Annotated in this window: 15 protein-coding genes; 2 read left to right on the top strand and 13 right to left on the bottom strand. The window is 53.4% G+C overall.

What is annotated here, in order from left to right; genetic code table 11:
• Nucleotides 1–1,794 (top strand): hypothetical protein, encoded by a 1,794-nt coding sequence (locus AC23NW_RS02580; protein ID WP_487447508.1) that lies wholly within the window; start codon nt 1–3, stop codon nt 1,792–1,794.
• 185 nt (nt 1,795–1,979) lie between these two features.
• Nucleotides 1,980–6,218, top strand: a complete 4,239-nt coding sequence (locus AC23NW_RS02575) for a beta strand repeat-containing protein (protein WP_487447506.1) — start codon at nt 1,980–1,982, stop codon at nt 6,216–6,218.
• Nucleotides 6,219–6,273: 55 nt separating this feature from the next.
• On the opposite strand, the gene AC23NW_RS02570 is transcribed toward AC23NW_RS02575, so the two are convergent.
• From AC23NW_RS02570 to AC23NW_RS02510, 13 genes are all read right to left on the bottom strand, one after another.
• Nucleotides 6,274–10,446 carry an ATP-binding protein gene (locus AC23NW_RS02570; RefSeq protein WP_487447505.1) on the bottom strand — a complete coding sequence of 1,391 codons (4,173 nt, stop codon included), beginning with the start codon at nt 10,444–10,446 and terminating at the stop codon, nt 6,274–6,276.
• Nucleotides 10,447–10,893: 447 nt separating this feature from the next.
• Nucleotides 10,894–12,045 (bottom strand): lycopene cyclase family protein, encoded by a 1,152-nt coding sequence (locus AC23NW_RS02565; protein WP_487447503.1) that lies wholly within the window; start codon nt 12,043–12,045, stop codon nt 10,894–10,896.
• 64 nt (nt 12,046–12,109) lie between these two features.
• On the bottom strand, nt 12,110–12,988 hold the full coding sequence (gene lipA / locus AC23NW_RS02560) for a lipoyl synthase (RefSeq protein ID WP_293833401.1): 879 nt from the start codon (nt 12,986–12,988) through the stop codon (nt 12,110–12,112).
• A 103-nt stretch (nt 12,989–13,091) separates the two neighbouring features.
• Nucleotides 13,092–14,396, bottom strand: coding sequence for a tetratricopeptide repeat protein (locus AC23NW_RS02555; protein WP_487447501.1), 1,305 nt, complete (start codon nt 14,394–14,396; stop codon nt 13,092–13,094).
• A complete protein-coding gene (locus tag AC23NW_RS02550; protein WP_487447499.1) occupies nt 14,393–15,391 on the bottom strand; it encodes a tetratricopeptide repeat protein in 999 nt (332 codons plus the stop codon). The genes AC23NW_RS02555 and AC23NW_RS02550 overlap by 4 nt, the downstream gene beginning before the upstream one ends.
• A gap of 13 nt (nt 15,392–15,404) precedes the next feature.
• Complete coding sequence (locus AC23NW_RS02545) at nt 15,405–16,730, bottom strand: AAA family ATPase (RefSeq protein WP_487447497.1); 1,326 nt, start codon at nt 16,728–16,730, stop codon at nt 15,405–15,407.
• Between the two features lie 108 nt (nt 16,731–16,838).
• Nucleotides 16,839–18,029, bottom strand: a complete 1,191-nt coding sequence (locus AC23NW_RS02540) for a zinc metalloprotease (RefSeq protein ID WP_487447496.1) — start codon at nt 18,027–18,029, stop codon at nt 16,839–16,841.
• Nucleotide 18,030: 1 nt separating this feature from the next.
• On the bottom strand, nt 18,031–19,653 hold the full coding sequence (locus AC23NW_RS02535; protein WP_487447494.1) for a hypothetical protein: 1,623 nt from the start codon (nt 19,651–19,653) through the stop codon (nt 18,031–18,033).
• Between the two features lie 38 nt (nt 19,654–19,691).
• Nucleotides 19,692–20,237 carry a hypothetical protein gene (locus AC23NW_RS02530; protein WP_293833389.1) on the bottom strand — a complete coding sequence of 182 codons (546 nt, stop codon included), beginning with the start codon at nt 20,235–20,237 and terminating at the stop codon, nt 19,692–19,694.
• Between the two features lie 70 nt (nt 20,238–20,307).
• Complete coding sequence (locus AC23NW_RS02525; protein WP_487447491.1) at nt 20,308–21,762, bottom strand: hypothetical protein; 1,455 nt, start codon at nt 21,760–21,762, stop codon at nt 20,308–20,310.
• 38 nt (nt 21,763–21,800) lie between these two features.
• A complete protein-coding gene (locus AC23NW_RS02520; protein WP_487447490.1) occupies nt 21,801–22,406 on the bottom strand; it encodes a cupin domain-containing protein in 606 nt (201 codons plus the stop codon).
• 27 nt (nt 22,407–22,433) lie between these two features.
• Nucleotides 22,434–23,042: a hypothetical protein gene (locus AC23NW_RS02515; RefSeq protein ID WP_487447488.1), complete on the bottom strand. Its 609-nt coding sequence runs from the start codon at nt 23,040–23,042 to the stop codon at nt 22,434–22,436.
• 91 nt (nt 23,043–23,133) lie between these two features.
• The gene (locus AC23NW_RS02510; protein ID WP_487447487.1) at nt 23,134–24,009 is read right to left on the bottom strand and encodes an SGNH/GDSL hydrolase family protein; all 876 of its coding nucleotides are present in this window, start codon (nt 24,007–24,009) and stop codon (nt 23,134–23,136) included.
• Nucleotides 24,010–24,210: the final 201 nt, after the last annotated feature.

The raw sequence follows: 24,210 nt of genomic DNA, 5'->3' as shown, positions 1-24,210 counted from the left end.
ATGAAGTCAGTTATATTTTCTCTTTTGCTGTTAGTGTTCACGGTCAAGGCAAGTCTGGCAGGTATTCCATCCCACCTGCACGCCGGTCCGGAACATCTCTCCCTCTCAGCACCAAATACGCTGTCAGTTTCGGTATCCCCCCTTTCTGCTACGTATACTATCGGACAAAGCGTTACCGTAACCTTGACAGGCGGCACCAGCGGCCGGAGCTATGCACTGTCGCTGTATGACGGCGATCCGACAGATATGGGTACGCCCGTCTCCGAACTTTCATTCATCGAAAACAGCGAAGGAAACTCCAACAACACGCTTACCTGGCAAAGCGGGCAAACATCCGCCTGGTTTGTGGTACGCTTTACGGGAGCCGGCAGTAATCGTGTTTTCGATGTGGGAAATGCCGCCAACAACGAATTTGCCGATACCGACCTGGGTGGGTTTACGGTATTGCCCAAACCTGCACTGACCGTTACGCTCTCCCCTAACTCAACCAGCTACACGGTCGGGCAAAGTGTGACAGCGACCATGACTGGGGGCATTGTGGGCGAAACCTACTATCCCTCGCTGTACAATGGCACAGTCTCCGATGCCAATGATATTTCACTGCACTTACAGGTACAGGGGGTCAATAGCCCGGGCAATACCGTTGTCTGGAGTTCGACGACGACCCAGGGGCAGTGGGTAGTACAATTTACGTCAGATGCGGTTGGGGCAAACCGGAAACTGGGGATTTCGAACCACGACTTTTCGCATGAGCAGGTAACCGACGCCTTTGCAGTTGTCTGCGCTCCGGTCAGTATCTCGGCCATCCCCAGCCTGACCATTGCGTCGGGAGGCAGTGTTACACTGATAGCCTCGGGCGCAAGCAGTTACACATGGAGTAACGGTGTACAGAGTACAAGTATAGCGCTGTCTAATGTCACTTCGGTGACCACCTTGTCCGTAACGGGTACGAGCGGAACCTGTTCGGCAACTGCTAACGGTACTGTTAGCTTTACCCCGCCGGTTGACCCCTGTGCGCCTTATGTTCCCCGTACTATCATTGTAACGGATAATACCAACGGGCTGGGCGGCATCTATACGCCGGGCGAAACCTACCAGGGCGCTCCTTCGTGGGTACTGAATGGCAATCAGTTACGGTGGAACGGTAGCAGCTGGGAGTTTTATCTGTCGTCTATCAATGAGGCCGGCATTACACAGGCAGGCTCTGCCTCTGCCCTGCCTTGCGGCGAATTCGGGAATTATGGTGTTACAATCGTCGTGGGTTGCGGGCCACTGGGTGGTGGCGGCATTTCGGTGTCCATCACGGCAACCCCTGCCCCGGCCGTTGCCATCGGGCAAAGCGTTACGCTCACTGCCACTGGCGCCGACAGCTATACCTGGAGTAATGGCATGAGCGGATCGGCCATCACCGTCAGCAACGTTATCTCAGCAACCACCCTCTCTGTCACCGGCACCACCGGCCAATGCTCGGCTACGGCCTTATCGGAGATTTCACTAGCCTGCGACCGGACTATCATCGCCGATGCCGTTTCAATCACCCAAACCGCCGTGCTCAGCCCCGACAACTGTTCGGTGCAACTCACCGGCACGGGCTACGGAACCGGCTATACCATCACCGGGCCGGAGGACTATGTCTTCAGTGCGGTCTACCGTAAGGTGGGGACATACACGGTCAACGGGTTAAATGTGAAGCAGCCAGGCACCTATACCTTCAGGGTAAGCTATCAGAACGCATGCGGCGAAATCAGTGACGATTCTATGACCTATGTAGTCTCCGGAACGGCTTGTAAATAAGTTACCTACTATTTCAGCTACCGGTGAGTCCTACCCTAGCCAGTAATCACCGGTAGCTAATCCACTAACTGCCTTATTCTTGTAAAGAAACCTATAACGTGAAAAACTTACCATACATACCTCCACTGCCTGTCAGCAGGCCAGTATATCCGGACAGTTCCTTTCGGATCCTTATTTTTCTGATAATGCTGGCCAGTACCGTAACCGCATTCGCCAAACCAGCACTACCTGCTGCTCACAATATCCGTAAAAATCTCCCCCCGGCAGGATTGCCCGGCACCGGAAAGGTGTCCCAGGCACCGCCTTTATCCATCTGTATAAGCAATACCTGCGAACTCGCCGGTGGAGTTACCTTAGAACTATACGTTGAAAGCCTGAATCTTTACTCCGCTGCCAAAGGTAATGAAATCTATTTTTTCGGGTATGTTACGGGTAACCCGGGCATTCCGTCCTTTGCGGAACCTCAATGGTATGTTTACAAAGAAACAGAAGCCGGTAGTGTAGTCGCGTATTATCGCAACCCGGCACCCAATGGCACCATCCCGACCAGTGGCTGGGAAGCCATAGATACCAACTGCCCTGAATTTACGATTACTACCGGCGCCTGCCCGCCTGCTCCCTTTTGTAAGACAACCGTGCATGTAACTCCAGCCGGAAACGGCGCCAAAGACGGCAGCAACTGGGCCAATGCACTGGCCGGTGACCGGCTTCCGGCGGCGCTTGCTACGGCCTGTTCAGGCACTACCTTCCTTGTCGGGGCAGGGCTTTACAAACCGACTACCAGTACGACCGACAGAACGGCCAGTTTTTCGATTGCTTCAGGCGTAGAAGTCTATGGTGGCTATACGATTAGCGGAGACGCTGCCATCGGCCGGGTGATCAGCACCAGTACCGGCACGCCCGGTAGCACAACCCTTAGCGGTGATATTGACGGAAACAATATACTGGACGACGCCAACAGCCTCCATGTCGTTTCATTCAGTAATGTCAGCGACGCAACAAGGCTCGACGGCGTTGTCATTACGGGCGGGTATGCCAAAACCAGGCCTGCTGATAACCGGGGCGGCGGGATTAATAACAAGGCCTCCGGCTCAGGCAACAGCAGTAATCCAACCATCATAAACTGTATGGTCGACGGGAACAGTTCAGAAGGGGGCGGTGGTCTTCGCAGCGTGGCGGCCGAAGGAGCAACGGCCAGCCCGGTAATCCTGAATTGTTATTTTACCAGCAACACGGGTTCCGGCGATAAGGGAGGAGCCATTCAGTTTAGTGCATCTGGTTCAGCCGCAAACCCCGGTCACGCCAACCCGATAATCGCTAATACTACCTTTATCCGCAATACCGCGTTCAGGGGTGGGGCCTTTGGCGCCAGCACCTATTTTGGTGAAGTAAAGCCAGTGATCACAAACTGCCGTTTTTTGAACAATACAGGCACCAACAGCAGTGGAGCATTCAGCTGGTTTCCCTACGCAGGGGTTATCAGCCTGACGGCCGTTAACTGCGAATTTGCCGGAAATACAGCGCCGGCCGGCGGGGTTGCCTATTTAGATGGCTGCTGTGGTTTTAACTACGGGGAAGGGCCCGACATTGCCAACATCTCCCTGTCTGCGTTCCGGAGCTGTACATTTACCGGTAATACAGCAACCACTGACGGCGGGGTTTTATACCTTGATACAGTACTGGAAGGGATCAACCAGACAACCATTACAGATTGTGTTTTCAGCAATAATACAGCCGTTAACGGCGGGGTTATTTACGCCGATGCCAGCGACAGCGGAACGGCGGTGGCAGGTATAACCGGCAGTGTATTCACCGGTAACAGCGCATCAACAAACGGTGGTGTTATCTATGGTAATTACCTGACAGCTACCCTTGAGAGCAGTACCCTCATCAACAACCATTCAGCCAACCGGGGCGGTGCCATCTATGGTGATTATATGACGACTACGCTTCTGAGCAGTACCCTCATCAATAACCGTTCAGAAAACCGGGGCGGTGCCATCTACAGCACCAACGGATCCCTGACCCTGACCAGCTCGCTGGTAAGTCAGAACACGGCGGTCGCAGATGGAGGCGGTGTATATGCCATCCGTGGAAAAGCATTCGTACTGAACCAGACAGATATTCTCCAGAATGTATCGCTTCAGGGTTTGGGCGGAGGTATTCATTCGTCCAATTCGCTAACCATAACCGGCGGCAATATTATTGGCAACCGGAGCAGTCTGGGCGGTGGCGGGCTCAATGCCAACGGACTGAATACATTGCTGACCGGAGTTACCATCAGCCAGAATACAATTGGTGAAAATGCCAGACGCGGCGGCGGGGTTGCCGCCAGTGAAGTAGCCAGTATACAGTTCCAAAACTGTATTATTTCCCGGAATACAAGCTACCAGGAAGGAGCAGGGGTTGGCGTTGACTTTGCAGAGAATGTGTCATTTGACAATACGCTCTTTGACCAGAACACAGGCAACAGCCAGGACAATACCATTGGTGGCGGCGGTTTTTCAGCGCGCTATCCAACTACTGCCCGATTTACCAGCTGCACGTTCACGGGCAATACAAACACATTGGGGGGAAGTATTTCCGTACCGGCACGCAGCACGCTAACTGTCAACAACAGTACTTTCTCCGGCAACACGGCCACCGGTACGGCTAACCTGATGGGTGGCGGGGCCATCTTTGCCGCAACTCCTTTTGTAAACATTTCGGGCAGCCGGTTCTACCGGAATACGGCCAACGGCGCAGAAACGGATTTCACCAATACCGCTGGCGGGGGCGCTATTCTGGTCAGTACAACGGCAGTCGGTGTCAGTACGATCCGAAGCAGCACCTTTACCGAAAATGTCGCCACTGCCGGCAGTGGCGGCGCTATTCTGGTAAAGGGCGCTGACGGTGCCGGACTTCTGTTAGATAATGTCATCCTGAACCAGAACACAGCGACGGCCAAAGGCGGGGCTCTTTTTGATAAAGCTGTGAGCCTGACGGCGGTCAACAGCGCGTTTACCGGTAACACTGCATCCGGCGGTGGCGGTGGTGCCCACATCACAGCGCCTTACATGTTCAGCCTTGTACAATGGCAAACCAATACGCTCGGATCAGGAAAAAACGGCGGTGCTTTATTCATTGACCAGTACAACAGTGGCAACATCGTCGGTAATCTGTTTCAGCAGAACGGATCAGACAATAGCGGGCCGGGCGGAGCAGTTTATGCAAACGGCGGTAATCATATCCTGATAAACACTAACCTAAACCGTAATAGGGCAGAAGTCGGCGGCGCCATTAGTGCGGGTGCCAGTTTCACCCTGATCAACTGCACCATTAACCGTAATACAGCGCGGAGTGGCGGCACTGTTTTCTCGGGAGGCGAAGGGGCGAATTTTGCCGTCTTTAACAGCATCATCCGCAACAATGCAGACGCGGCTGCCAATTTCAACTACCTGAGCGAACAGGATGTGATGCTACAAAACAGCCTGATTGATCCGGCCAGTACAACCTACACAGATGCCGGTAATAACCGCACGGCCGATCCGCTGTTTACCAACGAAGCCAACAACGACCTGACGCTTCTGGCTTGTTCGCCGGCCATCAATAGTGGCAGCAATGACGTTTATACCGCCGCCAACGGACCAGCCACCGATCTGGCCAATGCCACCCGACCGTTTAATACAACGATTGATATGGGTGCCTACGAGTTTCAGGGAACGCCAAGTACACTGACGGCCACCATTAGCGGCAATCAGACCATCTGCCAGGGCGTTGCTACCACGCTGACAGCGCAGGGAGGCTCTTCCTTTACGTGGTCGACAGGTGAGACAACCGCAGCCATAACCGTTTCGCCAACCAGCACAACGGCTTATTCTGTCACGGTCAGCAGTGGTGGCTGTTCAGCAACCACAACGGCAACCATTACCGTCAACAGCAGTCCGACGGTTACCATCAGCCCGTCAGCCACTACGCTTACAGGCGGACAATCGGTAACGCTTACCGCCTCCGGTGCGGCCAGCTACACCTGGAGCACAGGTGCAAGTACAACCGCCATTACCGTTTCACCTGCCACTACCACTGATTATGCCGTCACAGCAAGCAATGGCGGCAGTTGTGTAGCTACAGCAACGGCAGCCGTTTCGGTAAGCTGTAATCCGGCCCAGGTGGCGCAGGTCAGCTCGTTTACGCAGACAGCCGTACTCGGACCTGATAACTGTTCTGTTAAGCTGACCGGAAGCGGGTATGGCAACAGCTTTATCTTCGAAGGACCGGCATTCGTCTATAGTCAGGTTTACCGGCGGACCGGTACGTATACCGTCAGCGCCGTAAATGTGAAGACGCCGGGAACGTACAGCTTAAAGGCGAGTTATACCAATGCCTGCGGAGAAACGTTTAGCGACACGATGACCTACGTAGTCACGGGAGAGGCTTGTAAATAATAGTATGTTGCCGGTAGCACTAAGGTTAACTTAGCACTACCGGCAACAACAATAGTTAAAGAAGCGTAAGGGTCTGCCCCGGCGGAACGCCGAACCGTTCGCGGTAAAGCTGGATGAAATACGACGATTTACTATAACCAACTTCCAGAGCAATGCTTTTTACCAGCGCTTCCGGATTTTTCTGGAGCAACTCATGGGCAACCTGCAACCGGACCTCATGAATCAGTTGGTTAGGCGACATACCGGTCAGGGCTTTACACTGCCGGTAAAACTGGCGTTCACTCATACCAACCGCATCGGCCAGATATCTGACATTCAGCAACGAACTGTTCAGTTCCTGTTTAATGATCAACTGCACAGTATTTATCCACTCAGCTTCCGGTCGCTGGTTAGACTCAGCCACGTCAACGGATAGGTCGGGGCCGGGGTCAGCACCATACGTATGCCAGTTGGCCTGCTCCTCGCCACGCACCAGTAAGTTACGGACCCGGGCAATGAGTTCGTCTTCCTGAAAAGGCTTGGTCAGGTAATCGGCAACCCCCAGCTGAAGGGCCTGCAAGCGGCTGTCGAGGTCGGCACGGGCCGTAAGCAGCACAATCGGAATAAACCGCAGCACAGGATCTTCCCGCAACAGTTTGCTCATGGTCAGTCCGTCTAGTTCGGGCATCATCACATCGGATACAATAAGTTTCGGCAACTCGTTTTCAGGCTGTGCTTTCAACCAGTCAAGTGCCTCCTTACCGTTCCGGGCAGTTTGAATATCATAGAATGGCGCAAGAACGGTCTGAATATAAAACCGCAGGTCGGCATGATCGTCAACTACCAGCACCGTTATCTGTCCGCTAGTGGTAGCAGCCGGTCCGGTACTTTCCGGCATGGGTAAAACACTGGCTACTGCAACGGAGCCAGTCATAACCTGAGCAACAGGAGCTGACACCGGACGGACAGGATATGTGATCGTAAACGTACTCCCCTCGCCTAATTCACTATGTACAGTCAGGTTACCACCCCAGAGGTTGCAATATTCGCGGCACAGGGCAAGGCCGATACCCGTACCACCCCGAAGTGGCTTATCAACCTGTCTGGTCTGAAAATAGCGGTCAAAGATAAAGGGCAAATCATCCGGATGAATACCGGCTCCCGTATCCGTCACCGTTACCGTTACTACGCCTTCTCCGCGCACAAGCCGGACAGTGACCGAACCGCCTGCCTGCGTATAACGCACAGCGTTACTCAGGAGATTGCGTAAAACGGTTTCAAACCGCGGTAAATCCAGCAGCATCCAGGCAGGCTCATCGGCTCCGGTCACCCGCAAGTCAATGCCTTCATAAGTAGCGGCCGGCATGAAATTGGCCACGACCTGCGTAATTCCCAATGACAAATCTCCCGGCTTTTCGTTCAGCATCAGCTCGCCGGCGTCCAGACGGCTTAAGTCGAGCAAATCGTTCACCAGCGTCAGCAGTTGCTGCGTATTCCGTTCCATCGTCTGCAACAGTTGGCGGGCACCCGTTTCACTAACCTGACGCGACAAATGCTGAATCGGACCCAGCAAGAGCGTTAGGGGCGTCCGGAACTCATGGGATACGTTGGCAAAAAACCGGGATTTAAGTGTATCGTTCGCCCGCAGATCGGTTGCCTGTTTTTCGATAATTGTCTTATCCTGTTCAATAATAGCCTTATCGTGTTCAATCTGCGCTGTCCGGCGGGCTACCTCCTGTTCGAGCCGGATTTTATCGGCTACCAGCTGCCGGTTCCGCCACCGGAAAAGCAGTTGCCCGCCACCAATCAATAACAATAAACTTAGTACCAAAAACCACGTCCGCAGGTAAACCGGTTTATCAACCACAACAGGGAAGCTTACAATATCCGAAACCCAGGTACCATTACCGGCCTGTGCCCGCACCTCAAGCGTATATTCACCGGCCGGTAATCCATTGATCCGCAAATCGAGCTGCTCCTGCATCACCCAGTTTTCCTGCCAGTCCTTAATCCGGTACCAAAGGCGGTTGGTCCCTAATTGCCGGAAATCAAGCAATGAAAACGACAAACTGAACAACCGGTCAGACGGAGCCAGATGAATGGAGTGGTCTGCCTCAAAGTCAGCAAAATGACTGACCATCGCCCCGGTTTCGGTATTCAGTTTCTGATACTGAGTCACTAAAAGCGGAACAAACACCGGCTTTTGCGGCTGGATACGGTCCGGATAAAAAGCAGTGACCCCGTTTAAACCGCCAAAAAATAACTGACCATCGTTACTGCGCAAGTGCGCCAGCAGATTAAATTCCTCATCGGCAATCCCATCGGCAGTGTGGTAAATCTGTACCTGAAAGGTTTTGCGGTGAAAGCTCATCAACCCGCGGTTACTGGGTAGCCACAGACGCTGGTACTTGTCTTCGTAAATCGCGTAAAGTGTATTATCCGACAAACCCTGCTTGTCTGTAAACACGACCGTTTTGCCAGTGCGCTTGTGCCAGCGGATCAGCCCTCCCCCACGGGTTGCCAGCCAGTATGTATCGGCCTGATCGGAGTCGGGATAGACAAAGGTTATATTGTCAAAAGGCAACCGGAATTTCCCGTTTCCGGCGGAGCTGTACCGCGCTTCAACACCTTTCAGCGTATCCAGCACATACAGTCCGGAGTTTGTCGCCAGCAGGACCTTTCCGGAGCGTTTATCCGGAAAAAAGCCGTTTACCTGGCTTTCGGCGAGCGTTTTAAACTGATTATAGCCGGTAAAAAGCTGATCCTGTCTTGTTTCGGTATCGAAAACGGATAAACCACGCATATGGCCAACCCATATCCGTTTTCGCCCGTCATGCCACAAGGCGATGCTACTGTTATCCAACTGTAGCTTTCCTGTTTCGAACCTGTAGTCAGACGGATTTACGTTGATAATATCCCCTGCGGAAGCCCAGATCGCTCCTTCCGGACCACGGATGGCCGGATACAGATTCAGCGTGTAAATCAGTTTATGACTTGACGCAGCAAAAGCCGGACGGCCAACACCGGTTTCCAGATTCACCAGGTAAGGTTTACTTGCATTTACCCACAACTCCCGGCCATTCTGTACCATGCCCCTGATCGCTAGTTTTTCGCCTGTTTTGTTCTGTTCTGTCAGATGCAGCAGGCGCCTGAAATGATTATCTTCCAGCGTTAATAACACAACTCCGTTCAGGGTTGAGATCCAGACGGCACCGGTGCGGTCAACAAACACATTCCGGTATTCGCCAATGTTTGCCGAGGGGAAACTTGTTTGCCGGATGTCAAAGACTACACCATGCTGCGGGTGCCAGGCCATGAGCTTATTCGGGCCGCAAAGCCAGAAAAGCCCGTGTAATGCATCATAGCTTGAATTTACTTTGGCCAGCGTATTCAGTACAGGGTCTTTATTGTCACGGGTAAAAGGAATAAAGACCTTTTCAAGGGAGCCGGATGGCATCAACCGGTACAGCACCACATCAGCCTCACCCTTTGGCAGCATGGCCGCCCTGGCATAATCGATGTAGGTATTGCAGTAAATGGTGCCGTCAAGCTCCTGATAAATCGGATTCATAAGCTTCGGCATAAACCGCTGCCGAAGAACACGGCCATTACTATCAACTTCCGTTAATGTGCCCGATTGATCCGTACCGGAAGGCACTGCAATCAGCAGCGTTTTACGGGCTGTCTCACAAAAGCCGTCTTTAAAATTATTACGGAGAAAGGGATGCCTGAAAACCGGCTTAAATGTTCCCGATTTTACCTGTCGCCAGATTGTACCATCCTTCGTGCGGATATACCGGAGCACGTTATTAGGCGAAGAGACGAAAATATTAACCCTGTTATTAGTAAACGGAGCATTCTTAAACGCCTCCTGAATAGGGGCCAGTTTTTTTTGTCCTTTCAACAAAACATACTGATTGCGCTCATTACCTGAGCCCCCGCCATTCAGCCACAGATTGCCAAACTGATCTGATATGAGTAGGTTAATCGTCCTGACATGTCTGGCTGAGGAGTCCAGCGCAGGCAATGGAACAATCTGCCGGCCATCGAACCGATATACGTCGTCGATCGTACCAATCCAGATAAACCCGTCTCCATCCTGACCAACGTGCAAGACGGTCCGGTTCGGAAGGCCCTGATCAACCCCGATATGCCGGACAGTAACGCGATAAGGACTATTGGTATTTATCGACTGAGCCTGGCTCAGCCATGTATACAATATTCCCAGTAGTATAAGAGAGGCACGCATCCGGCAGGTCAATAGTTATTCAGTACAAATCAGCATCTAAATAAACTACTGCTGCTTAAAAAAACTACTTAAATGTATATCCATTAGCATCTCTTCACGTCAGGAGATGCCCACCATAATGTAGCAAACACAAACCCGGGGTTAGTACGGCCAAATAAACAGCACCTAATTCGTTACCAACCTTATATTTTTGTTAACTCCCTGGCCACAAATCCAAAAAAAACGGACTGAAGGTCCGTTTTGGCAGAATTAGGGTATTGATTGGCAGAATAATGGCATACCTTCTGTCGTTATTTGCACATCAGTTAATGCTTAAATTCATGTTACCGATATGATTCCTGTTCCATACGCCATTACAAAGGCTGCCCGCTGGATCGACAGCCAACTGATTAAGTTAACGCAGCCTAAAACACAGCAGGCCCGTTAACCGCCACGAGGCGCCGGCGCTCAGAACGCGCGGCGCCACAATACATTCAACAGCGCAAGGGTGAACGGTTTTTTGGGCATCGAATTAATGATCCTGAGCTCTTCACCCAACGACGTATCCTCGTCCAGAAATTTAAAAATCCGGGACGTCGGATTATCCTGATACAGGAGCGTGAACATATCATCGGCCGGATAGCGGCCCTGTTCCAGCACGTTCAGCATGATGCTGTCATACAGCTTAAACCGTTTGCGCACCCATGACGGCCGCCGGCGGGGTTTGCCCCGGCTGACCAGACTCCGGACCATGGCCTGCATGGCGCGCTGCGTACGCTGAAAGGTGTAGCCGGTCGAGGGCTTGGTGTGCCCCCCCGCCGTTCCGATCCGGACAATGTGCTTCGAGGGCCGCTCTTTTGCCGGCACGTCCGACATCGGGATCACCCCATACTCGGTTTCGCTGATCTGATAGCCGCCGGTATCCAGAAAATTGGCGATGTACTGCTTAAGTGCCTGCTCATAATCGGCCTGGGGCAGCAGGCGTTCGTTGAAGATCGTGTATTCGACCAGAGCCGTGGTTTCGTTGAAGGGCAGCACATACACAAACCGGCAGTCCCCCTGCTGATCGGCGCGGAAATCCATCATCCGCGGGCGGTTCACATCGAAACAGGGTTTATTGGTCGTAATGACCCAGCCTTTGAAGTGTTGCAGCAGATTGTGCCGGTCGGGGTCCTTCAGATTGAGCGGAAAGGTGCTGTCGAACACGTAGTTCGCCATATACGGTTCGTCATCGGCAATGACAAAGCCCCCCTGCGGAGTCTCCTTTACGCGGTTAATCGTAGCCTGACGAAATTCAATATTAGGAAACCGGGCGAGGTGGCTGCGGACATGATCATAGAAGTCGATCCCGCGCAGCATTTTATACTGATAACTGCCCAGATCAAGCGGGCCGGCAAAACCGGTTCCGTGGAATTCGACCGTTTGCCATTTCCGGAACAGTATGGATTCGAACGGTCCCTCACCTTCCTCCCAAAAGCACCAGGTGCGGTCGTTCTGCTTTTTTTCTTCTTTATCCAGTATCAGAATTGACCGGTCGCGAAGCGGGGATTGACTCAGGTGATAGGCCAGACTCAGACCCGCCATCCCGCCACCGGCAATGATGAAGTCGTATTTTTTCATGAATGAGTAGTCTGCGGTTGGTGGCTCTTGATTACATCACTAACCACAAACCACTCATTACTGTTTACACATGAACGTGGCGTTCGGCGTGGTAGCTCGACCGCACCAGCGGGCCGGACTCCACATATTTCAGGCCGCGTTTCAGGCCTTCTTCCTGATACATGGCAAACGTATCGGGATGAATCCACTCAATTACTTCGTGGTGCATCTTTGTCGGCTGCAGGTACTGGCCCAGTGTCAGGATATCCAACCCGTTGACAACCAGATCATCCATTGCCTTGAATACTTCTTCACTGGTTTCGCCGAGGCCCAGCATAATGCCCGACTTCGTGCGTTGTCCGTATTCTTTGGTCCGGCGGATCTGCTCCAGACTGCGGTCGTATTTTGCCTGCGGCCGTACACGGCGGTATAACCGCTCAACAGTTTCCATGTTGTGCGACACCACTTCCTGGCCACCTTCAATCATCCGGATAAGCGCGTCCCAGTTGTTTTTCACATCCGGAATCAACGTTTCGATGGTTGTTTCGGGCGAGGCTTCCTTAACGGCACGCACCGTCTGGTACCAGATTTCGGCACCGCGGTCTTTCAGTTCATCGCGGTTTACCGAGGTAATCACCGCGTGTTTCACCTTCATCAGAACGATGGCTTCGGCCACACGGCGCGGCTCGTCGGTATCATATTCGTTCGGTCGTCCGGTCGCTACCGCACAGAACGTGCAGCTGCGGGTACAGACATTTCCCAGAATCATAAACGTGGCCGTACCGGCGCCCCAGCATTCGCCCATGTTCGGGCAATTGCCGCTTTCGCAGATAGTATGCAGTTTATACGTATCGACCAGCTTACGTACTTTGGCATATTCGGGCCCGATCGGCAGCTTAACGCGCAGCCAGTCAGGGCGTTTTTTCCGTTGTTCGGTGGAGGGGATGACAGGTAGTTCGATCATAGCAACCTCAGTCTTTCACTCAAAAGGAATTTTATGCCCGTAAAGTTCGGAAACGATTGCCAGTTAACCGCCAAAACCGGTCAGTTTTCACTGGATACCGGCCTCAATCCTGTTCTTCAATAACCAGATAATTCCGGAAGAGCATAAATAGCACCATTTCGAGGGCAAAGAAGTTCAGCACACCCATTGCCTCTCCTTTATTACCGATCAACAGAGCAATACATAACCCGGCCGTAAGGGCCATGATGTAAAAGATATACTGCAACCGGTTACGGATACGATACGTTTCGGCCTCAATCCATGCACTCAGCGGCAAAACCAGCCCCAGCATACAGATACCGGTAATAAACGCAATCGTCAGCCACTTCAGGGTCGTCAGCCAGAGTAAAACCCAGGTAGCGCTCTGTGTAATAATGGCAGTTCCGATATACCCGCCCAGCGCCAGCAGCGCCCCGGGGATCATCAGCCCTGCTACATAGCGATACCGGTCGCGTTGTCGGTCCGATAACAGGTGGCGGCCTTCTGTATCGGTGAGCATGACCACATTGAAGATCGGATCAACAAACCACGTGAGGTAGACAAACGTGACCGCTGCCATTTGTAACAGTTTAATGACCAGTACAGAGCTATCCAGCGAGTGCAGCGCATTAATACCGACAAACGTCCCGATAATAAACATCCACTGCTGCTTACCTTTCAGGTTACTACTCCAGAAGTAATAGCGCAGAAAAAACCGGAACAGGAAATTTTTAGCTTTGAGTGCCTGCAACATCCCGGCCGCTGCCCAGGACATGCCCGGTGCCAGCCGCAAGGCCCCGGCAAAATGCTGCCGCGCCAGGATATGATCGCCTTTTTCCAGATAGGCCCATCCGGCCGCCGCATGGCTGAACGCATTGTCGGGATCTTCGGCCAGCGTATCTTCAATGGACACCGGCAATTCATCCGAACGGCCGAGTTTGGCCAGGCAAAGATTCCGGATATTGAGGCACACCGTGTTGCCGGCATCAAGCCGCAGCCCTTCTTCGGCATGATGCAACGCATCCGGAAACTCTTTTTGCTCAAACAGGATAACACTGGCCGTTCCCCAATAATCAGCGTCAGTCGGATCAAGACGGATAGCTTCCTGTATTTGCTGGAGCGCCTCCTGCGGCTTTTTCAGTTTGAGCAGCAGTTTGGCCTTCAGATCGAGTACCACCGGCTCATCCGGCCACTGGCTCAGCAGTTCATCCACAATGACAACCCCTTCGTCTGCCCGTTCGAGGGCCAGCAGCGCATAACCTTGCAGGAGAAGTACATCAAAATGGCCGGGATAGCTGGTTAACAACTGCTGGCTCTCGCGCAGCGACAGTTCATATCGGCCCTGTTCATATAAGAGCCGGCAACGGTCAAGGTCTGGATTTGAAATCATATGTAGTTAAAAAAGAGATTAGCGATGGCTAACAACCACAACATTATCAGCACGATCGTCCATCTCTGACAAGCTAACTTTTCTTCTTTTGTCAGAAAGTTTTTTAACGGAAGCTGACGATTACAATAGAGCAGATATAGCCGCGGTAATCCGGCATGAATTAGTAATGTAGTAGTAACTATACCTAAAAAGGCCTGTCTGCCATCCAGACCTGTACTTTCTGCAATAATTACACTTAAAAAACCTAGTCCATATATGCCTCCCAACTCAGCAAAAGCCCGGTATTTCTTCCTTTTTATTCTATTGACAAGCCAATACGTAACTATATGCATTTTCAAGGCTTTAATTAACCCCAGACGTGGCCATTCATAGTTAGGACTTAATCGTAATGCAGATAAGAAATATGCTTTTGCAACCTTTGGCTTACCATCGTCAAGACTTAGCCAGCCCGATGCTGCATAGAAACCAGCACTTTCGGGGTTAACAGTCAGGGTGGCAGACACAACATCTTTCCATCCTTCATAAAGGCCGTTCGCACGCGGCAGTAGTACTAATTCAGCAAAAAGGCATTTTTCGTTTACAGGATCAATACTTAACCCTTGTCTCACTAACCGCCATCCTTCCCGATAGAATCCAATACTTTCATAGACAACAGCAAGGTGTCCATAATAGTCAGCACACACAGGATTAAGCTGAACAGCCTTTTTCCCGGTTCTTATCGATCTAATAAACCGACCTTGTCTAGTAGCAGTAACTGATAATAAATAGTAGGCCCTGGCCTGTGTATCCGTCTCTTGCCATACACGACTGATCAAATACTGATTTGCATCGCTTAATCTGTTCGTATTAATCAAACATTCACAAATCATTAAATGAACGTAGTCCTCACCAGGATAATGTCCAAGCACACTTTCCCATTCTTTCAGGGCAGCATCATATCTTTCCTGAACCATGAGTACTTTTGCTCTGGCTATTTTACTACTTATGTCTGCCATTTCCCGCCAACCGTTAAAGCCATTTCTGCGTTTTCATAAAACTCAGTACCGGCTCATACTGACCTGCTTCGTTAGCATAAAGTGCATAGTTTTTGGCCGAGGCAAACCATTCTCTGACCGTCGGGCGGTGCGCTTTAACAGCATTCAGTAAGTCGTTGTTGCTGACCGGAACGGGCTGGCCGGTTTTCATAGCCTCCAACAGCTTACTTTCCACAGCCCGGTCAATCACGGCCTGTAGATCGGCACCCGAAAAGGTTTCTGTTTTGCGGGCAATCGCCCCCAGATCGGGTTGCTGAACCGGAATATCGCGGAGGTGCAGCCGCAGGATTTCCTCACGGGCGCGGGCATCAGGCGGGGCTACAAAAATCATCCGGTCGAACCGGCCCGGACGCCGGAATGCGCTGTCCAGATACCAGGGCGTGTTGGTCGCCGCCAGCACAAGTACCCCGTCATTAGCATATTTTACGCCATCCAGCTCATCCAGAAACTGGTTGATGATTGTCCGTCCTGCGGTCCGGCGCATATCGTTCCGGCTGGCACCCAGGGCATCCACTTCATCAAAAAACAATACACATGGTGCCGCTTTACGGGCTTGCTGAAACAAATCGTGCAGGTTACGTTCGCTGGAGCCAACCCACATATCCAGAATGTCGTTCAGGCCGACAGAGATAAATGAAGCCTGTATTTCGCCGGCAGTTGCGCGGGCCAGATACGTTTTCCCGCAGCCAGGAGGGCCATACAGCAAAATACCGCCTCCTGGACGCTTTCCGTAGGTTTTATATAATTCAGGATGCTTGAGAGGGAAAATAATCTTGAGGGCAATTTCTTCCTTTACGGCCTCCATCCCGCCTACATCGACAAAAGAGATAGACGGTCGCGCAGCCTCCAGCTGAAAATCGCCGCCGGGGGTATCCAGATCCCCCATTGGCATTCGCTGAGGTTCATCAGCCCCCAGGCTGTTTTCAAAAGCTTCGTCGCGCAAACGGTCATCGAGCAAAATCGCCCGCTGATAATAGTCACGAGCCTGGTATAACTGCCCTTGTGTCTGCAATATTCTGGCTGATAACAAATAGGCGTCTGCATTATTCTGGTTGGTGAGCTCTTCCAGCACAACCATAGCAGCATCGGTTTTACCGTTTTGCCGGAAGGCTACAGCCAGGCCTAATTTTAAAGCAGCATCATCCGGAGCAACTTGCAGAGCATACCGGAATTCCTGTTCGGCTTCGCCATAACGGCCGGCATTCAATAAGGCGTTGGCCAGTAGTTTTCGGAGTGGAATATTATCAGGCGAGACCTGAAGAGCAGCCCGCAGGCCGCTTAAATCATCAGAGGTGTACATGTAACAAAGCTAAACATAAAGCCCCGCGATGCCATAAATCACCGGCTTAATTTTTAGCGCTGTCACAAACCGGACAATGGTATGCATACACCTCTATAAGCCGGTCTCTTACGGGCAGTTCGGGTTACCTGTCAGCTGCACCCGCCCGCCGCTGCCGGGCGAAAACCGCGTGCCGGGCTTCACCACAATCCGCTTTGAGTAGATAGTGAAGACCGCTGTCTGCTGTACCCGCAGCGGATACGATTCGCCGAGGGTGAATACATCGCGGGAAACACCGGCAAAAGAGCCGCCTGCCAGTATTTGAGGGCCTAAAACCGGTAAAAACAGGGCTTCCGGCGCCAGGATACGGGCAAAATCAGCCTCTTCCGACAGGTAGTAGCGCATCCGCGCGCCCTGCCCGTTGGTGAACAGGGTAATGCAGTCGGGCCGGCCGTAGCTCATGATGTTATAGGTCTGAGGGACATAAGGGACATCACATTCGTCCCGGCGGTTACCCAGGTAGCGGCATCCGTCGGCCGGATCGGTGGTATTCATTCTCAGATAGAGCACATCGTCTTCGTCCTGATCCGGATCGGCGGGGGTATCGCAGACATAATCACCGTCAACATCACAATCCCAGCAATCGGCATCGGGATTGCGTTCGACACTTTCGGTATCGTGCAGCGGGTCCCAGGCATGTCGCTCAAACGTATGCAGCAACCCGAAGGCATGGCCTACTTCATGGGCCATTGTAACGTTATCGCTGGCATTCGAAACATTTCCCTGATCAAGACTCACATACGCTCCCGTATTCGGAATGTCATAGGCGGTCCCGCCAATCCGCTTACCATCGGTATAGACTTCCTTGTGGGTAAAGATGTTAAAGACATTGGCCAGCAAAAACGGCGTTAACTCATCTTCTTCCGAACGGTCCTGAATGTTCAGGTCACTGTTGTTGATCTGCCGGATGCCCATCAGCACAAAGCAGATGTTATGTGGCCGGTAAAAATTAACCATCGCATTAAACTGCCGCAGCTGATCGGCATCGGTCGATGCGCGGTTTGAACCGTCGTTATCGGCAAAAACGGTCAGTACCACTTTGACGCAATACGGGAGCGCACCGCTTTTTTGGGCAATCCGCGCCTGCCGGGCCGCCGGAATCGGAGCCAGCGGCTTTTTCGGGCGCGTACCACACCCCGGAACCGGCTTATTCAGTTGCCCGAACCGCAGCACTGGCTCCGTTATATTCGGCGGAGTAACAACCTGTGCAGACGCCGTTAGTGAGCCAAACAACCACAAAATCAGGTATATATATCGCATATCACCGGCGTTTTGACGTAACTAAACGACGCTGCAACGCCCGGATTTGTTTATCCTGCCGAATGACATACAGCGTCAGTTCTTCGATTTTCTGCATCATGTTCGTAGTTACCTCTGCCAGTGCCACCCCATTTCCGGAAATCGTGGCGGCCGCCGGAATATCGGGCAAATGGCGATGGGTCCGGATAAACTGCTCTACCTCAGGCAATGGCCGGAGCCTGTAGCCGCGGGCAAACACAAAATCAGCCCAGTCGGTCTCGACAATTACCTCTTTGGCACGGATTGTCCCGTTGACGGCCAGTTTTGTGGTTGGAATATTGGTACCGATACCGACGTTGCCATTGTCCAGAATCACCATCCGCAGGTTATAGGCCGTTGAGAACATCAGGTGTTTGGCCGGTTGGGCCGAGGCGGCGGGCGGCACCCCGATTTCGAACCCATAATACCCGGCGGGGTTAAACGGGTTGGTGGTCCAGGTCCGGATAAAACCCAGCTCATGGCCGTTATCCGTGCGGGCGGCGTCGTTTACGTTCCGGAACATGATGTACGGGTTAATCCCATCGACGCGCATAGCGTTTTCGCCGGTAGTCGAGATGTGTAGTTTAGCAATCGGGGAAGCCGTTCCGAGGCCGACCAGCCCGGTGGCCCCGACATCCTGAATAATTACCTTGCCGTCATTGGCCGCCGACCGGATAAACCAGTCGCCCTTGAGGCCGTAATGGATATAACTCAGGTTCGGCCCCAGCCCCGGATGCCAGAAATCGGCGGTATTGCTCTCGGAGCCCGTTTGCCGGCCCCGCACGCTCAGCGTTGAGCCGGGGAAACCATTGCCGATCCCCGTCCGGGCACCATTCATATCCTGAATGGCAACCGTACCGGCACTCGCCGCCGACCGGATATACCAGTCGCCGTAGCGGCCGTAATGAATGAAACTCACGTTGGGGCCAACGGCCGTATTGGAAATATCGACGGTGTTAGTCGCATCACTTGTCGCCTGACGCCCTACAATCGACAGCGTGGAGTTGGGGAAGGCCGTACCAATACCGACACGTCCGCGATTGATGTCCTGCATCACCACGTTGCCCGAGTCGGCCGCCGACCGGATGAGCCAGTGGCCTTTGCTGCCCAGATGAACAAAGCTCACATTGGGGCCAAGGTTTGTATTGGCAAAATCGGCGGTGTTGGTCCCCGTTGCGTTTACCGAGCTCCCGACCACACTAAGCTTAGCCAGCGGGTTGGTGGTTCCAATCCCCACGTTACCGCTGTTGGTATTACTGATGTTGGCGCCTGTCTGCTGCCAGCCCACACCAGCCCCCGAACTGCCTCCGCCCGCCAGGTTGACCCACGCCCCGTTCTGGCGGAACCAGAAACTTTGGGTGTCGGTATCGAACACCAGCAGCCCGTTGGCCGCATTGCTGATGGCCGTCCGCTGGGCGGTGCTCAGCCGGGGCAGCAACACACCCTGAGACGTACTTTTGACCTCCAGCGCGGCCGATGCGTTGGCCGCGCTGCCATCGGAGCCGATCACCACGCTGCCGCCGGTGCGGTTGAGTTGCAGGGTCTGGGCGGTGGCAGATCCGACCACCAGCCCAAACCCGAAAAGAAAGAGGTAACGAGTAATCATAAACCTGATTGTCAAAGCTGTACCGGATGTAATGCAGTCTATTTTTTTGTAAAATGATATTCACCCCAGGATTTTCGGCCCTGCGCATCGGTTTTAACCGGTGTTTCACCAATCAGGACGGTCACTTTAGTGCTGCCTGAAGTAGCGGTGCCGGCGTAGAGTTTTTCGAGGATAAACGGTTCGGATAAAGTCGGAGCAGTCAGCGTCAGTTTACCGTCGTCGATGTCTGTGCCCTGCGTTTTGGTTACGTTTAGCTGCCAGCGTCCGGGCTTGTTGGTTGTACAGTTCCAGCTGCCCGACTGCCCGCTCTGGCCGGCATTGTCCCAGTCTGAACCCGGCAGAATACAGCCGTCATACGACCCATCCGGGTAGAAAATATAAGCCAGACCAGCCCCGAACTGACCGAGCAACCGGGGCTGCGACTGGCCGGCATCCTGTGCATAAACCTCCGCCGAGGTAATCTCCCAGCGTCCGGTTAACGAGGTGAAGTTGTCCGGCTGCGGATCGCCGGATTTACCGCATCCGGCCCCGCCGCCGGCAAACAATACGGTACTTAGTGAGAGATAAAGAAGCAGTTTTTTCATAGTTTTTATTTCGTGTAAATCTTTGAAGCAGAGTTTATATACCAATGGCACAACGACCATTACGCCGTCGCTAATAGACGGCATAGATTACTCCGCCTGCCCGTAGACCGGCGTAGTCATTGCCGTCGAAATAGGCATACACGCGAACAAGCCTATCGCCCGCAATCTCAATGGAACTTGAGCCTTCAAAATCCGTTTGAATACCTCCTACCAGATACAGTTCTCTGACTCCGGTTAACAGCGCCGGGTTAATCGTTAAGTCAACCGGCACCGCAAAAGAGGCATTTCCGACCAGCTGGCCGGTAAACAGATTGGCCGGCACCTGCCGGATTACCGGTTCATGCGGACCATCATCATACCCGAAAACCGAGATTTCAAAGAGGCCGATCGGGCGCAGATTAAGCCCCGGCAAGGCAGAACTGGTCAGCGCATTGGTAAACGATATATCACTCCGCACCGCCAGCGGCCCGCTCATGATGGTGTTGCCGTTGATGTCGAGCTTTGCCTGCGGATTACTTGTACCAATACCGACACGGCCATTCGTACTGACATCCTGCAGAATGACCCGGCCAGCATTATCAGCCGACCGGATATACCAATCCCCGTAACTCCCGTAATGGATATGGCTGATATTAGGGCCAAGCAACGGGTTCGAAAATTCAGCCGTATTCGACGCCGCGAGGTTGTTCTGTCGCCCCTGCACACTAAGTGTAGAGCCGGGAAATGCGGTGCCGATACCAACCCGTCCGCCAGGAAAATCCTGCATAATCACATTACCGGAGTAAGCCGCCGACCGGATCAGCCAATCGCCCGTTGCCCCGTAATGAATAAAACTCACGTTTGGGCCGACGGCCGTATTGGAAATATCGACGGTATTGCTGGCATTGGTTGTTGCCTGCCGCCCTACAATCGACAGTGTGGAGTTGGGGAAGGCCGTACCGATACCGACCCGGCCGCGATTGATGTCCTGCATCACCACATTGCCCGAATCAGCCGCCGACCGGATCAGCCAGTGGCCTTTGCTGCCCAGATGAACAAAGCTCACATTGGGGCCAAGATTTGTATTGGCAAAATCGGCGGTGTTGGTGCCCGTTGCACTTCTTGAACTACCCACGACACTGAGTTTGGCCAGCGGGTTGGTGGTACCGATGCCCACATTGCCGCTGTTGGTAGTGCTGATGTTAGCACCTGTCTGCTGCCAGCCCACACCGGCCCCCGAACTGCCTCCGCCCACCAGATTAACCCACGCCCCGTTCTGGCGGAACCAGAAACTCTGTGTGTCGGTATCAAACACCAGCAGCCCGTTGGCCGCATTGCTGATGGCCGTCCGCTGCGCCGTGGTCAGCCGGGGCAGCAACACACCCTGAGTCGTACTTTTGACCTCCAGCGCGGCCGATGCGTTGGCCGCGCTACCATCGGAGCCGACGACCACGCTGCCGCCGGTGCGGTTGAGTTGCAGGGTCTGGGCGGTAGCCGGGCCGGCCATCAGCCCTAACCCGAAAAGAAAGAGATAACGAGTAACCATTGGGTTGAATGACAATGAGATCAACGCTGTAATCAGGCTTATTTCAGCCCGTATTTATCCACGATTGCCTGCCGCTTTTCGGGGAAACCCACCATGCCGAAGCGGGCCTGAAGGTCGTTATACATCTTTCTGATTTCGGGAGAATCCATGGCCAGCCCACGCTTACGGGCCTCCGCCGGAATGGTCTGGAACGAGGCTTCGAGGTACTCTTCAAACGGTTGCTGAAAGTAGCAGTCGATGGCCAGCACCGGTTTGTCGGTCGCATTCCAGAACGTATGGATGATGCCGCGCGGCCGCAGGTGCCAGCCACCGGCCTCAACCTGATACACCGTATCACCCACCAATACACTGGCCGTGCCTTCGATAACATACATCAGCTCATCCAGGTCTTTGTGCAGGTGCGGCGCCGGACCCATTTTTTTCGGGGCTACGGCAAACTCAACGCACGAAAACTGCCCGTTGGTCTGGGCCGAGCGGACCCGCGTCCGGATGTTGAGCCCCGTCGGACCGGGCGTTAGGGGTTCGGCTTCCGGCCCGATGTAAAACGGAGCCAGCGGCTTCTTGTCGTCGGTGACAGTCACAGCCGGTAGCTGACCGGCAAACAGGCCCAATGGCAGGGCCGACATAAAATCACGGCGTTGCATACGCTTTTATGTTTTCAGGTTAATGCTTTACTGTTTCGTTACACGGTGTAGCTGAACCGGCACTTTCCGGCTGAATCGCGGGTCGGCACTGCTCGACCAGGTGCGGCCGGGCAGGTGATAGGCAAACTCCAGCTGTGTTACCAGCTGATCGCCCGTCCAGCGGTTACCGGTTTTGTCGGTGTCGTTGATGTAGAAATTGGGCGTGATGGCAAAACGGCCGTCAACGGTGTCAAAGTTGAGGCTGAACACATGGCCGTCCTCCCGGTCCACAACGCCATACACCTCATAGTCTTCACGGCCGAGCCGGCTGGTTACCGTCGCGGAGCCGTCGAACCCGCCACGGTTCCTGCGGTTTCGCAGACGCCGTTTGCGGCTTGCCCGCTCCAGGCGTTCTTCGTCGGTTTCGGGCAGGTCAATGGTCAGGCGGAGGGTTTTCGCTACCCCGTCGGGATCGTTAAATTGTCCCTCCCATTGCCCGACAAGGAGTGGTTCGGTGGTGCTGTAGGCCCACGGCCGTTCGTATTGATCCAGCCATTTACCGCCGTAAAACCGGACGGCGGTGAACAGGATTGCCAGGACGGCTAAACCCGCCAGTGCTACCAGACATCCTTTAGCCGGTGAGCTATTCATTGCCATTACGATATACCTGTTCGTTCAGTCATTGTTTTCATGGTCCGCTGTATCCCGGGCAGATCGGCGTAAGCGATAAGTGCCGGCATAGTCGTCTTTATTTTCCGGCCCGATAAATACTCATCAGCAGTGCCTTGCCAATCCGCTGACCGGCTTTTTTGCCGATATGCCCCTGCCCGTCGGAAGTATCGACCCCGTTGACATCGGACGGATCACCGGCCGTATTCCGGTTTTCGGTGCAGATCCGCCACACGTTATTCTGCTGGCACTGCCCGTTGTTCGACTCAATCTCCTGAAGGTCAAAAATCACATCGGAGCCCTTGAAGGTGTCTTTCATCCATTGCCCGACCTTCTGTTTGGCCGCATTGCCTTCGTAGGCGGCCGTACTGTAGACCAGCGGCGGCGTCACGTGTACAAACCGGAGCCCCGGCGACTGTCCCCGTAAGGCATCAACAAATGCCTTGTATTCGGTCTTTACCCGCTCCGCGTTATCATCGGTAATGTCGGCGTACCCGAATTTGAAAACCGCAATCTGCAGCAGGTCTTTGTTCCGGGTAGCCTGCTCGCGGAACACCCTAATTTTTTCGGAAGGATTTCCGTTGGCAATCCCCCCCACATCCACGAAAATGCCGCCTTTCAGGCCCTTCCCGCTGGCAGCACCGTTGGTTTTGTCATTCGCCCCGTAATAGTCGAAGGCAAACCCGTTGGCCTTGCAGCCTTCTTCCAGATCCTGCCCGACAGACTGGTGCAGGAACAAGGTATTCCAGCCCTTAATGCGCTCTTTTTCGGCGGCCGGCACATTGTCCCAGGCCGTAACACCTGCCAGGCCAACCACACCCGGCTCACCCTTTCCCATCGCTGCACTACCGCTTCCGGTCGGGTCCGGATCGGGCGTTGTGGTCGTTCCGTCGCCCTGTTTCTGACACGCCAGCCCGATAACCATCAGCCAGCAACACACGATCAGTTTTTTCATACGCACAGTAGTTGAATCATCTTTTCCCGCCCGGCGGCGCCGCTATCACGTTTGTGTCTTTCGTTTTCTGACACACAAAATTGGATTGCCGGGTTGGTTTCTCAGATGTAAAAAACAGACATTTTGTAAAGGTTAGCCTCGTAGCCGCCACGGGCCGAATCCGTTGATTGAACGGCTTCCGGCGATTAGTAAACGGCAGGC

The organism is Arsenicibacter sp. R0_47 (assembly GCF_057652235.1).
The sequence above is the reverse complement of the archived record's forward strand: the minus strand, read 5'-3'. Positions and strand labels throughout refer to the sequence as shown.